Raw genomic sequence first — 13,953 nt, 5'->3', positions numbered from 1 at the left:
ATTATAGCTTTGCCTGCTATTACCAGCCGGGATTTTGGACAAGTTTTGGGTTTAAAGAAATTTGTTGTGCCGGTATAGGATAAAGGTAATTCTTCTCACTAAACTGCCTTGCCGTTTGATCGGTGATCAGGCAGCCATTGGCATCTTTTGGATTAGTAGGTACTGGGTTTATAGGATCTGGCCCAAGCTGTGCCTGTGTGCCTGTATATTTAGTACCCAGAGGCCAGGGGCTTACAAATTCAGCCAGATTGCCATAAGCTGTACCGCCTATATTGCTCACCAGATCAATGGCGGCACTATGCCAGCGCTTGATATCATCAAATCGGAAATCTTCATCAAACAACTCAATAGCACGCTCCCGTCTGATCTCGGTTCTCATATCCAGGCCATTCATACCGGCAAAGCTATTACTTAAAGGAGGCATGGCGTTATTGACACGCAAACGAACCAGGTTCAATGATTTATTCAGATCGGCATCACTGATGGTTCCATTACGTTCATAAACCGCCTCTGCATAATTCAATAATACCTCAGCGTATCTGATCACCGGATAATCTTCCGACTCAAATTTATCAGCTACCGGGCGCTCCGAAATCCATTTTTGGCCCCCATAACCGGCAGGTCTTACTACCTGCTCTGCGGTTGCCCGGTCAGCAGCATCATTCGTCCAGTTAACCCTGCCATTAAGCAAACCAAACCAGTAGTATTGATAGGGCACTTTAATTGTATAGCGCATCCGGCTATCCCGGTTTTGATACTCTGAAGTATATGTTTGATACCCCTGGAATAATGGCGACTTTTCTATAGGCAAGCCATCTGTACATAAAAACATATTGGCAAATTTCCTGTTTACTCCGGTACCATTACGTGCGGAACGACTAATGTTTACACCTGCTACTTTTATAACATCATCATATCTTACCGCCAATACATACTCGTGGTTAGCAGCTTTTGTAACACCAGCCGGGTTTGATTTAGGGTTCTCTAAAATAAACAGGTACTTCTGAGCAGAATCGCCTAAGATGGTACTGTTGCCGCCCAAAGCATTGGATGCAGGTGTGCCAAACAGTGCATATTGATTACTGGCAATAACAGCATTGGATGCGGTGATGGCTTTGTCGAGTAGTCCATTATACCTTGTGGCATCCCCGCTCCTGAATTTTTGCCAGGTACCTTCATAAAGGCACACCCTTGATAAAAAGGATTGCGCAGCCATCTGTGTAACCCTGCCATAGTCGGCAGAGTTTGCAGCGATAGATGTCGGCAAAGCGGGTATAGCAGCCTGAAGATCACTAATAATTAAATCAGCCACCGCGTCTCTGGTTGCCCTTGCTCCATATAATTCGGGCGATGTAGGGTCAAGTAGAGTCGTAACAATAGGGACGCCACCATATTGTTGCAACAGATCAAAATAAACGTATGCCCTGAAAAACTTTGCCTCGGCCACAAATTGCGCAATACCAGCCTGATCTGCATATGATGTAGCTTTGCTGAGCAGATAATTGGTTGCCCGGATCCGGGCATAATCTGTTGTCCAGTTACCGGCATTACCCTGCCCCGCTTCGGTAGCCGGTACGCTATTCGTGCCCGCACCGAAACTCCCACCACCGCCCGTTAAATCAGAGCGGCCATCCGAGTGCGGGGCATCAGTAACCCCCAACAATGTTGTAAAGTTTTTCAGGTAGCCATAGTATTGATTGGCAAAGGTTTTAAAATCAGCAGGTGTTTTAAAAAATGCCGGATCATTAATCTGGTCAGCCGGCTTTAAGTTCAGGGTCTTATTACAGCCATACTGGCTTATGGTAAATAGGGTTGCTATCAATACCAATATATATTTTTTGCTATTCTTTTTCATTTTCGTTAATTATTAAAATTAGAAAGTAACATTAGCTCCAAGGGTTACATACCTATAGAAAGGAAATCTTTCATTACCACTAACCGTTCTTGTTACTTCGGGATCCCACCCGTCATGAATTTTTGTTAGCTCCCATAAATCGCTTCCTGAAAAATAGATGCGAAGTCCTCTGATCACACCGCTTTTTTCAAGCCATTGCTTAGGTAGCGTATATCCTACCACCAGGTTTTTTAAACGTATGTAGGCGCCATTTTCAACAGACCAGGAAGATATCTGGAAATTGTAAGTATTAATACCATTGTTCTGCGCTGAATGTAAATTAGGATAATAGGCATCAGGAGTACTTGGTGACCAGGTATTACCAACATATTCATCACTTTGTCCCTGATAGATTGACTTGTAAGGAATCCGCATATTTCCTGATCTGAAGATCGTTCTTTTAGCAACTCCCTGAAAAATGGTGTAAAAGTCAAATCCTTTCCATTGCAACCCCAGGTTAAAACCAAAACTATACCTCGGGTCGTTGCTGCCCAGGTACACCAGGTCGCCAGGATCACTGGTGCTTGTTCCTATACTTAGTTTACCATCCCCATTTACGTCTTTGAAAGTATTATCACCCGGACGAAGACCGGAAACCTGACCAGCAGGGTTGGCTAAAGGGCTTGGAACAGGTAAACTTATATTATTGGGACTACCCGCCGGCGCATATTTAGCATTATAAGCATCAACCTGTGCCTGAGTTTGCAAACGGCCATCATATTTCAACCCAAAATAGGAGTTCAGTGGGTATCCCTCTACTGTTGGGTTAAAGCCGGCACTCAGCACATTGGCCCCGCCATAATGCACCAGTTTATTTTGATTATCCGTTATCGTTCCGCTTATGCTATAGGAAACACTGCCAATTTTTGATTTCCAGGTCAGGCTGCCCTCATAGCCCCACGATTTCAGATCGCCGATATTAGAAGCAGGAGCGCCGGCTCCTAAAACACCAGGATAGGTTTGCCCCAGCAACATATTGGTATTTTCATTTCGATAGATATCGAAACTGCCGGTCAAGTGATTATTTAGGAAACCAAAATCGAAACCTATATTTTTCTTTTTTACGGTTTCCCAGGTTCTGTTTAATGAAACCAGGTTTCCTGATGTTGTTACCGTAGTTGCGGTACCCGATCCAAGCAGAGCACCGCCTGAATTTACAGCTAATGACTGAATGTAATCATACAATCCTATCCCGCCCTGGTTACCTGTTGTTCCATAAGAAACCCGAAGTTTAAGCTCATCAACCACCTTCTGATTTTTCATAAAACCCTCTTCAATGATCCGCCAGCCGCCTTGTACACCGCCGAAAAACTTCCATCTGCTGTTTGCAATAAATTTAGAAGACCCATCATATCGTCCTATCGCCTCCAATAAGTATTTACCTTTATAGGAGTAAGTTGCCCTGCCAAAATATGAACCTAATGCATAATGGTTCTGGGTTTCGCCATTGGTTACATAACCCGCGGTTCCATTACTTAAACCAAGCCCTAATGATGGAATAGCATCATTGCTTAGGTTATATGTCCTGGTTACAAAAGAATTAAATTCATCCTTTTCATAAGAGCCACCTATCATCAAGCCTACATCATGTATCTTGTTAAAGGTATTATTATAGGCTACCCTGCCATTCAGGTTATAATAAGGTTCTGTGGTATTCATCCTTTGATACCAGGTATTATTAACATTATTATTTCCACCAGCTGATGGTAAAGTTTGCACCAGGATATTACCGGCATAATTATAATATTGAACCTGCTTTTGTTGGATCCTGCTATCCTGGAACCAGGTATTATAACCTGCTACACCGGTAAAGGTCAGGTGTTTGGCAAAATTGTAGGTAAGTGTACTGTTAAGAAGAGCCCTGGTGTTAACCTCCAAATTGGAGCCGCCATCCCTGTCTGCAGCAGCCGCACTAAAAACAGTTCCCCATGCATAGGGCTGACCTTGTGAAGTAAAGGCCGGTAATCCGGGCTGGGCATACTCACTAAGGGAACTATACCCATTATAACTATACAGGGATGGTTGCTGTATGCTATTTCTTTCTAATGATATATTGGTCTCCAGTTTAACTTTATCACTAAAGGTATAATCATTATTAAACCGCAAATTGTATCGCTGGTTTCCGTTGGTTCCCCACCGCAGCTGACTCCCATCATTTAAATAACCCAATGATACCCGGTAACCCGCCTTTTCGGTCCTGCCGGAAAAACTTAGATTTTGCTGGGTTGAAGTCGCATTCTTCCACAAAATCTTTTGCTGATTGGTGTCAAAAAAGGTAAAATCCTTAACATCTCCAAAAGATGGGAGCGGTACACCATTGTATAATACACCGTTTGCAGAGCCAGCATAACCAGGTAGTTTGGTAATATCAATATAGCCGGAAGCAGGTGGATTGGTCGCCAGGGCTGCTAACTGGTACCATAGGTAACCGGTTGGTGCTATGCCATAATTATCGTTCGTTAGTGCCTGCATTAATCCCTCACCCCATTGTTTATCGTTGATGAGCGTTGGCTGTAAGCCGAGAATCTTTCTGGAAACAGAACCATCATATTGAACTATCATTTTACCATTCTTTGCTTTTTTAGTGGTGATCAGTACGACACCATATGCAGCTCTTGAGCCATAAATAGATGCTGCAGCATCTTTTAAAACTGAAATGCTTTCTATATCATCCGGATTGATTGAATTTAATGCAGCATTACTGGTAGTGTAACTATTATTAGGATCCGGTTGGAAATTACTTGATAAGGGTACTCCATCTAATATAACCAGCGGGTCCTGCCCATTGGTGGATGTTGCTCCCCTGATCTGGAAATTCCAGTTTTCCCTTCCTGGTTGCGCCGAGCTACGGGTTACGATCACACCCGGTATCTGCCCCTGTAAGGACGCCAGTGGATTATTGATCGGCCCCCTGTCTTCAAAAACTTTGGATGAAACAGTTGCCACGGCCCCGGTAAGGGTGGCTTTTCTTTGCGTACCGTAGCCCACTACTACCACTTCGCTTAAGTCACTACTGTTGGCTGTTAAACTAATGATCATTGGTTTACCCGGATCAGCCACTACTTCCTTTGTCAGATAACCGATATAACTGATCTGCAAAACTGCTCCGGACGCAGCGTTAAGCTTAAACACACCCGTTACATCAGTTACAGTTCCCGTTTGGGTTCCCTTAATTTTTATAGTTGCTCCTATAATCGTTTCGCGGGTTTTGGCGTCGATCAATTTTCCTGTCACAGTCCCGTCCTGCGCCATGGAGTTCAAACAAAATAACAAGGAAAGAAAAAGCGTAATTGTTGCAGCTTTGTACCTTGATAGCAAAGTAAAATTTTCCATCATAAATTGGTTTAAATTAAGAATAGGTTACTAAATTGATTTATTGACAAATACGCAAGGCATTAATATCAATAGTTGTTTATAATTGGCTGCTAATGTATAGTGTAGGAAAAAAATAAAAAGGGGTGTACGGGGTCAAACAGCGGGGGGTAAATCAATAAAAACACCCTCTTTTTCATCAAATGACCAGATAAGCGATATTTGCCCCTGCTTCTTAGAAAAAATCAATTTGAAGGGTCTTTTATAAGGAAAAAAGAGGGTCTAATTTTTTAATATTTTGTTTGCTCAGAACTTATTTTTGACCAGTCTTTTAACCCAGGAATCGTTGTTTGTTTTTGTTTGAGGTAAAGAAGAATCCCTGACAATGAGTGATGTGGGAATAACCACCGTTTTAACCGTTTTTTTGATCTTAGGGCCAGAAATACTTTTCAACATCAAATGAATTACCTGTTCTGATATCTCCTTGATCGGTTGGGCTATGGCAGTAATAGATGGCGTAAATAGTTTAAAAAGATAATGATCATCAAACACTACAATTCCTATATCTTCAGGAACACGGCGCTTTAAAAGCTTTAATGTTTCCAACCCGCTTTCGGCAAGGTAATTGGTGGCAAAAAACAGCGCGTCGATCTCCTGATTGGCGATCAGGAAATCCTGAATTTCCCGAATGCAGTTTTCCCTTTTATCATGATAAGCTATTTTTTTTAGTAAGTATGGCTTTTTAGCTTCATCTAATGCTTTCGTATAACCAGATTTTCTGTCAAGCATCTGTGTTTGATCAGACAATAAGGTAATCATTGCTATATTATTGTAGCCGTTATCAATTAAATGTTTAACGGCTTTATAACTGCTTTCCAGGTTATCTACTACCACATTGCTGATTTCCAGTCCCGCCAGGGTTCTGTCAAATAGCAATACAAAAAAACCATCATCCCTCAACTCCTTTAATTCCGGTTCAATACCGGGCGGAGGAGCAATAATATAACCATCTACATGCCTGACACGATACATCTCAATCAAATCCTTTGCTTTTTGCGTATCATTTTCGGTGCTGCTGTAAAGGATCTTGTATCCTTTTTTATAAGCAATTTCTTCCATCATGCGGGCGATAGCAGAAAAAAAGGGATCCGATATATCTTCGACCAGCATCCCGATCATTTTTGTTTTACCGGTACGTAATCCCTGAGCAAAATGGTTGGGACGATAGCCAATCTCATCAATGTAGGCTAATACCTTTTTCTCTAATCCCGTACTGATGTTTTTTTCACGCGCTTTACCATTAATAACAAATGATACTGAGGTTTTAGAGATATTCAGTTCTCTGGCAATGTCATTGATGGTGATTTTTCTCTTCATCATTATACTGAGGGTTTAGATGATCTGAATAAGCATCTGGATGATATCATTTGGTCTAAATCAGGTTGGCAACCCCTATAAGAGCTGCATATTCACCTAATTGCCCAATCTTCACCGTAGTCATATTTAATCGGCTGGCCACCACAGGCATAAAAAATGCCGATGCTTTGGCTATATTTCCGCAAATAATCAAAGTTTCGGGCTTGAAGTGCAGAACGGGTTTCAATAAAAAATCGCCCATATTTACAGCAAACTCATTAAATATATCTCTGGCTATTGGACTATGCTTAGCCAATAAAGCCAACTCCCTGACACCTGTAATGGAAAGACCCGTTAATTCATGATAACGTTTTAGAAACCATCGGGTAGATAAATGATCATCGGCAATGCTATCTTTATATGGTTCATTGCCTAAATTTAAGTCCTTCGTAATACCATCTAAACTCCAGGCCGATCCAAATCCGGTGCCCAACGTAATTCCAATAATACTATTCAATCCTTTGCCGGCACCCGCAGTTACCTCTCCCGCAATTGCGGCTTCCGCGTCATTCCTGAATTTGAAAATTTCAGAAGGCAGCTGCAGTATTTCGGCCAGATGTTGTTTGATGTTCATGCCATAGATCGACTCATATTTACTAAGCCCGGTTATATAGGAAATACCCGTTTCATAGTCAAAAGGTCCGGGTATGGCTATACCAACTCCCGAAATGGCTATCCCGGTTTTTCCCAGCGTTTGAGACAGGGCCCCGGCCCAGGAGTTCAATATATTTTGGGCACTTCCCTTACTACTGAACGCAACACGGGAAATACTTTCTTTAATAATGCTATTTTTTTTTCGATCATATATGGCTGATGTAATATGCGACCCGCCAATGTCGGCCGTTAAAATAAATGAACCAGACAATTTATCAATTTGCATTTATGTTATATTTTTTGTGTTATCTGTTCTGCATTTCGTCTGTAATATAAATCGCCTGCCCACCGGAAGCCTTTAGATTAATATCCAAAATCGTTGAAGCATCTACTTTTTGATGGGTTATTTTCACATGTGTGGCTGTCTTTATCCGTTGATCATCGAAATAAATACTGGCTATATATTTTTTCCCTTTTGATAAAAAATTTAGCGACAGTTGTAATTTTCGCGCCTCATTATTAGTGATGGTTCCCACAAACCACTTTGTTCCTTTGCGCCGGGCGGTAGTAATAAATTGACCAGGCACACCTTGTATCACCCTTGTTTCATCCCAGGTGGTAGGAATTTTGCTCCAGAATTCCAGTTCAGGTTCCTGGTGGTATTGCGATGGATTATCGTACCAAAATAAAGTTTGAATTGGGCTATAGTAAATGGCAGCCAATGCCAGCTGGTGGGCATGAGTAGTTTTTATCCGCTTATCAAAATAACAGATCGTATAATCAGCCGGACCTGCTATGTACCGGGTAAAGGGCAAAATAGTATTGTGGGTGGCATCCGGCATTTCTTCGTTACCCCTTATACCTTCGGCTGTCATCAGATTTGGCCATGTGCGCTGTTCGCCGGTAAGGCGCCAGTCATCATGAATATTAACCATCATCTGGCTGGCTGCCGCCTGCTGTATAGCCTTCTCTACCCAGGTGGTCCAACGATGTGATCCCACCTGCACAAAACCAAATTTGACACCTTTTACCCCCCATTTACAATATAGGGCAAACAGGCTGTCACTTTGTGCCAACAGTGCCTGCTGGTTAACGTAAAGCCAAACCCCTATTCCTTTGTCTTTACCATACTGAATAATTCCCGGTAAATCGAAATCGGGTATGGCAACCTTTGCTGCATCGGAATCAAAGCTAAAGGCCGGCCCATACCATTTCCAGTCAAATAATATGTACTGCAGGTTCTGTTGGGCAGCAAAATCAATATAGGCTTTCGCATCGGCGGTGGTTTGTGTCATCACCCGCATAATTTTACCTGATTTTATCCAATCGGTATTGCCGGTTATTCTGCTTTGTTCATTCAGATTAAGTATCAAATAGTCATGTTCAATTAAATCGCCCGGTTTTTCTGCCACCATAATTACCCGCCAGGGAGTATACACCGGCGATATCAACTGGGCCTCACCAAACATTGATGTAATAATGGTATTGGGCTTATTGGTGCTTAACTTAAATTTGGTACGTGCATAATCTACCATTTGCGCCTCGGCAAGTGTTGCGAATAAACCATTTGGCAGTTCAAGAGTTAACGGGCGCTCACTTTCTCCGGGCCAGTTTAATAATGGCAGTTTATAATAAGGCGCCTGTGCCCAATTGGCAAACCAGGCTTGTGTGCCGGGTGGTAAGCTAAATTCTGTATTTTCTGCCGTTACATTATAATAAGTTCCCTTTACATTCTCAGGGAAGAAATAGCGTATAGCCACACCTTCGTTATAAACCCGAAGCTGCACCTGCACTACATATATCGGGTTATCGTCTTTTACCAGTGTAATATCTACTTCGTTGTAATGATCCCTTATCTGACTACTTTCGCCGTTTACCGGTTTCCAGGTGGTATCATGGGTTACTGTTTTGATCTCCTTTATTTCCAGGTTTTCGCACCAGTCTTTATGCTGATCTATTTTTAAAGCCATTGCCTTTTCTGAGAGCTGGTTATCCATTTGTATATTCAATGCCGATTCTTTTATCACCTCCTTACCTTTATAACTCACTTCATAATACATCATTCGTTTGTTACCAATAAATGATTTTTGATTAAATTTTAACGTCAGGTTTTGATCCGGTGATTGTAGATTAACAGGAGTGTTAGTTATGGTATTTTGTCCCCTGGCGGTTAAGGTGATAAATGAAACCATAACCAATAGAAAATGTCTCATTTAGCGTGATTTATAAAGGTGATAAGCTTTGATATGTTGTAATTTTTCCAGCCGCAGCAGGGCCTCCAGATAATAATAGTCGGCATAAATGATCGATGCATCAATCTCCGTCTCTGCAGGATGGTGTCCGGTTGAATGCAGTAAAAAGGCATTATTTACACCACGGCTCTGGTAAGCTGATGAAGAAAGCGTTTGCAACATAGCTTCGGCTTTATGGCGATAAATACTGGCTTTGGCTCTATCCTTTACAAAGGTTGATAACTCCAATAATGCCGAAGCGGTTATACATGCAGCCGAAGCATCCTTAGGGGTATTGGGTATAACCGGATCATCAAAATCCCAATAAGGTATGAGGTCAGCCGGTAAACGGCTTAAATATACATCTGCTACTTTTTGTGCAAAATCTAAAAACTCCGTTTTCCTGGTTTCGCGGTAGCACATGGTAAAGCCATATATAGCCCATGATTGTCCCCTGGCCCACATACTGTTATTCGCATAACCCTGATGGGTTATTCCTTTTATCTTTTTCCCGGTAACCGTATCGTATACCACCACATGATAAGAAGTATAATTGGGTCTGAAATGATTATGCATCGTAGTTTCGGCATGTTTAACCGCAATGTCATATAAATTCCTGCTGCCACCATTTTTTGAAGCCCAGAATAACAGTTCCAGGTTAATCATATTGTCAATAATAGTATTGTGTGGCCAGTTCATTTTTTTTACCATTCCCGGCCATGATAAAATAGTGCCTACCTTGGGGTTAAATAGTGTAGCCAGTGAATCTGCCGATCTTAATATAACCTGTTTATATTCCGGATCTCCGGTTAGCCGATATCCGTTGCCAAAACTGTTAAATACTATAAAACCCAGATCATGATCAAAACCGCTATGTTCAGAAACAGGCTTTAACTCCCGAGTGAATTTATCTGCAGCTGTTTTCCATTTTTGACCATGGGTCCCTTCATATAAATACCATAATATTCCGGGCCAGAAACCACTGCACCAATCCTGATAGTTTACATAACGCCAGTCTGTTTTACCGTTATCTACATTACGGGGCAGGTTATTACCACCTGCGGGAATAGTGTTTAATGTTTTTTGAGCCTGTGCTGCACAATAATTTATATTGGGTAATACCTGCAAATTGATTTGAGCATCCACCTGAAATGCTGCAAATAAGAAAAACAGGATGATTAACACCATATTGGAACTTACTACATCAGAACAAATTTTCAAGTAATTACCTTTCATAATTTTGCTATTATTTCTACTTACCTTACCACATACCTCACAGTAATCTATTCATTAATCATATATAAAGCCGTTTGCTTTATACAAGGGGGTAGATTAATAATTACTAAATGGATTTAATGATATGTGCAAAGCATATCCGGAAAAATCGTTTATAATCGTGTTTCGAAAGTAGAGTAAAACAAAGACTCACAAGGGGGTTTGATGGGTCAAATAAGGGGGATGGTTTAAACAAAAACGGCATGAGCTATACACTCACGCCGTTTTTGTTTAATTAAATATAGGTTTTCCGTTCTTTTTTACTGCAACAAGTATATCATGGCGCAATGGTCCATTGCTGGTTGTTACTACTACCACTTGGCCAAAATTGCATGATAGCTCCGTCCGTAGCTCCGCCTCCTGAATCCAGACATTTACCGTTGGTGCGGTTAACAATTTTGTAATAAGAACCTACAGGTATGATTGTCCATTGCTGATTGGTGCTACTGCCGCTTGCCCACTGTGCAACTGTTGATCCATCGGCGGTATGGTCATAACTATCCAGGCATTTGCTACCGGTTACACAAGCTAATTTATAGTAACCACCGCTATAGGTTAATACCCATTTCTGATTATTGCTGCCGCTCGAAGCCCATTGACCCACATTTGCACCATTAGTAGTTGCACCCAAATTATCAAGGTATTTTCCACTGGCGCGATTAATCAATTTATAAGTGCCATTGGTTATGGGCTGTGCCCCTACAGAATGGGTTAACGTTCCAAACCCTAACTGATCATACCCTCCGCTGTTTGGCCCATAATCGCCGCCACCACCTTCCGGCCTTACATTAGTAGCATACTGGCCGCTGTAGGTTGTTCCGGTAATACCATGTGATTTCTGATAATTATAGATCAACTCCCAACTTGGGCGAATGTCTCCTCTGCCACCTTCCGCAATCACCGTTTGTGTTTGAGGCGTACAATTTTGTCCGTTGGCATAATTATACGTGGTAAAAGGTACTGTGTTTCCAAGATTATAGCTGGCTGTATATTCGCTAACAGCCAGCGCTTTATTATTTTCATAGGCAAATAGATCCTGGCCCTGGTTATAAGCCATTTGGCAGAATGCACCCAACAAAGAAATATCCAAACATTGATGTCCCTGATCCCGGCCCGATTCCTGTCCCTGGCCTAACTGACCTGAATTATATAAAAATGGCACCGCATGATCAATTGACCCATTGCCGGCACCGGTTTTGAAATAAGTTATCGCTTCATTAAACTTATTGGTGTCATCGCATAATATGCCTATCGACAGAATTGATGCCATACTACACAAATCCCAGTTTGCCCAATAATTGGTTATACAGGCTCCATTATGATTTATCAAAAAATCATGGTTCATCGGATAAAATACGTTGAGCATCATATTTTTAAACCGGGTAAAGTCTGTTGCTGACCAACCACTATAGTCACGCATGATCTCGGCTGCATTGGCAAATTCATAACCATATATACCGGCAGCCAGCCATCTGTCTGCAGATCCACCGATAGCTGTCAGGGTAGACGACCAGGCGTTCATAATAGTCACTGCCTTATTTCCGCAGGCTACATCGCCATTGATTTTCCAACGCAAAGCATTTTGATAAGCAGCGGCGATGTCATTATATAACTTTGAATAGTTTTGCGGAGAGCCAGAACCTCTGTAAACCGTATCTACAGGCCCCTGCATGGAATAGGTTGATGCGGAGTGTGTGTTTGCTGTCAGTTTATTCCATCCGGAGAGCCAGGGATCCGCACCTGCGCTAACCATGGTTTGCATTCTGATAAAATCTGCCTGGCTGTGCAACATGCCCGGATGAATAAACGCTGAAACTGCGTTTACTTCCAGTTTGGAAGTGGGTGCAGACGAGCTATTCGCTGTTATAAGCGAAGTCGATTTTTTACACCCCAATGTAAACATCAGGGATAAACAACTAAGAAAAATTAGAATTTTTGACTTCATTTTTTTAGATTTTTGGTTAAAATATAAATTGGTTAATTGGTTTCAGCACAAAAAATTTGTCAAAACGCAAAACCAAACTCAATTATTTCGTAAAGAAATAATTAGTAAAAAAATGTAACCAAAGTAAAAAGACTGGCTTTCGTGTTGACTATTAGGTAATAATTGCAAGCCAAACATATAGTAAATAATAAATAGTCATGAGGGGTTAATAGACCATTTAAGGGGGTAATAATTAATAATATTTAATTATTTTATCGATATCACAATTTATAAGACAGGTATTTAGGATTGCTTTGCATTACCTATTTTACTATTCTTTTATTAACCAGATATATTACAGCAATTTTGGATCGGATGCCCACCTGCCAAAACGATAACTTAGGGATATTTCATGGGTGGCATTATTAAAGGTCCCCAAATTGGTTGATGATGTACCGAACTGATAGCCATAGCCCACATGGAATGCATTAATGTTTAAAGTAAGGATCCCCGACATTTCTTTATCGGTACGATAGTTTAAACCAAGTCCCAATGTTCCTTTCATATAAAATATACCGGATATATCCGCAGTAAGCGGTACCCCCTTTGCGTAGGAGAACAGTGTAGCCGGTTTGAATTTTATATCTTCATTTACATTGGTTATCAATGCCCCGGAGAAATAATAATGATTTCTGAAATTGGTATTATCCTGTACAGATGCTGTCCCCAGACTGGTTATAGTGAGTTCGGGCACCGATACGCCGAGATAATACCAGTCGGTGTAATACATAACGCCAAACCCCATATTGGGTTTCGTTCCCCTGACATCATTCCTGAAGGTTGGATCTGTGGCATCCAGGGTTGAATAATTGGCGGTATAGTTTCGTACACCGGCATTTATCGATACCGCTAAAATGCTTCTTGAATCTAATTGTATCCCCTTTGCAAAATATACATTTGCCTCGGTTTGGCATTCTATGGCAACCTGGTCATTAAATACAATCACTCCTGCAGAAGCATTGATAGATTCAATGGGGAGATTACCCGTGATCAGATAAGTTACCGGTGCCCCGTCTACCCCTACCCATTGCCTGCGGGCCAGTGTATTAATTGACCCGGCCTTATCCAGCAGGGAATAGGCTGGATTAAACGGGGTTAAGTTATCCATGTATTGTGTATAACTAAAAGCTTGCTGCTGGGCAACAGCCCTATTGCCTGTTACCATAAGTAACAGGCAAAGGCTTAATGTGACAAGCAGGGGTTTCTTGTCACTATTAATCTTATTGATATCCGGGATCATATCGTGC

8 protein-coding genes are annotated in these 13,953 nt (G+C 41.5%); all 8 read right to left on the bottom strand.

The window, feature by feature from the left end; translation table 11 throughout:
• Positions 1 to 19 precede the first annotated feature (19 nt).
• Positions 20 to 1,855 (bottom strand): RagB/SusD family nutrient uptake outer membrane protein, encoded by a 1,836-nt coding sequence (locus M2273_RS11350; protein ID WP_429396811.1) that lies wholly within the window; start codon positions 1,853 to 1,855, stop codon positions 20 to 22.
• 18 nt (positions 1,856 to 1,873) lie between these two features.
• The gene (locus tag M2273_RS11345; protein ID WP_429396809.1) at positions 1,874 to 5,230 is read right to left on the bottom strand and encodes a SusC/RagA family TonB-linked outer membrane protein; all 3,357 of its coding nucleotides are present in this window, start codon (positions 5,228 to 5,230) and stop codon (positions 1,874 to 1,876) included.
• A 282-nt stretch (positions 5,231 to 5,512) separates the two neighbouring features.
• The gene (locus tag M2273_RS11340) at positions 5,513 to 6,586 is read right to left on the bottom strand and encodes a LacI family DNA-binding transcriptional regulator (RefSeq protein WP_429396807.1); all 1,074 of its coding nucleotides are present in this window, start codon (positions 6,584 to 6,586) and stop codon (positions 5,513 to 5,515) included.
• Between the two features lie 52 nt (positions 6,587 to 6,638).
• Complete coding sequence (locus M2273_RS11335; RefSeq protein WP_429396805.1) at positions 6,639 to 7,502, bottom strand: ROK family protein; 864 nt, start codon at positions 7,500 to 7,502, stop codon at positions 6,639 to 6,641.
• A gap of 19 nt (positions 7,503 to 7,521) precedes the next feature.
• A complete protein-coding gene (locus tag M2273_RS11330) occupies positions 7,522 to 9,429 on the bottom strand; it encodes a glycoside hydrolase family 97 catalytic domain-containing protein (RefSeq protein WP_429396803.1) in 1,908 nt (635 codons plus the stop codon).
• A complete protein-coding gene (locus tag M2273_RS11325; protein WP_429396801.1) occupies positions 9,430 to 10,683 on the bottom strand; it encodes a glycoside hydrolase family 88 protein in 1,254 nt (417 codons plus the stop codon).
• A 316-nt stretch (positions 10,684 to 10,999) separates the two neighbouring features.
• Positions 11,000 to 12,667 carry an RICIN domain-containing protein gene (locus M2273_RS11320; protein WP_429396800.1) on the bottom strand — a complete coding sequence of 556 codons (1,668 nt, stop codon included), beginning with the start codon at positions 12,665 to 12,667 and terminating at the stop codon, positions 11,000 to 11,002.
• Between the two features lie 334 nt (positions 12,668 to 13,001).
• On the bottom strand, positions 13,002 to 13,946 hold the full coding sequence (locus tag M2273_RS11315) for a PorP/SprF family type IX secretion system membrane protein (protein ID WP_429396798.1): 945 nt from the start codon (positions 13,944 to 13,946) through the stop codon (positions 13,002 to 13,004).
• Between the last annotated feature and the right edge of the window lie 7 nt (positions 13,947 to 13,953).

Origin of the sequence: Mucilaginibacter lappiensis (genome assembly GCF_050433765.1) — a bacterium.
Classification (GTDB): Bacteria; Bacteroidota; Bacteroidia; order Sphingobacteriales; family Sphingobacteriaceae; genus Mucilaginibacter; species Mucilaginibacter lappiensis_A.
This window is presented reverse-complemented; position numbering and strand designations above follow the sequence as displayed.

Coding starts and splice junctions, on each gene's coding strand:
- M2273_RS11350 (WP_429396811.1), bottom strand. CDS start 1,855: ATGAAAAAGAATAGCAAAAAATATATATTGGTATTGATAGCAACCCTA.
- M2273_RS11345 (WP_429396809.1), bottom strand. CDS start 5,230: ATGATGGAAAATTTTACTTTGCTATCAAGGTACAAAGCTGCAACAATT.
- M2273_RS11340 (WP_429396807.1), bottom strand. CDS start 6,586: ATGATGAAGAGAAAAATCACCATCAATGACATTGCCAGAGAACTGAAT.
- M2273_RS11335 (WP_429396805.1), bottom strand. CDS start 7,502: ATGCAAATTGATAAATTGTCTGGTTCATTTATTTTAACGGCCGACATT.
- M2273_RS11330 (WP_429396803.1), bottom strand. CDS start 9,429: ATGAGACATTTTCTATTGGTTATGGTTTCATTTATCACCTTAACCGCC.
- M2273_RS11325 (WP_429396801.1), bottom strand. CDS start 10,683: ATGAAAGGTAATTACTTGAAAATTTGTTCTGATGTAGTAAGTTCCAAT.
- M2273_RS11320 (WP_429396800.1), bottom strand. CDS start 12,667: ATGAAGTCAAAAATTCTAATTTTTCTTAGTTGTTTATCCCTGATGTTT.
- M2273_RS11315 (WP_429396798.1), bottom strand. CDS start 13,946: ATGATCCCGGATATCAATAAGATTAATAGTGACAAGAAACCCCTGCTT.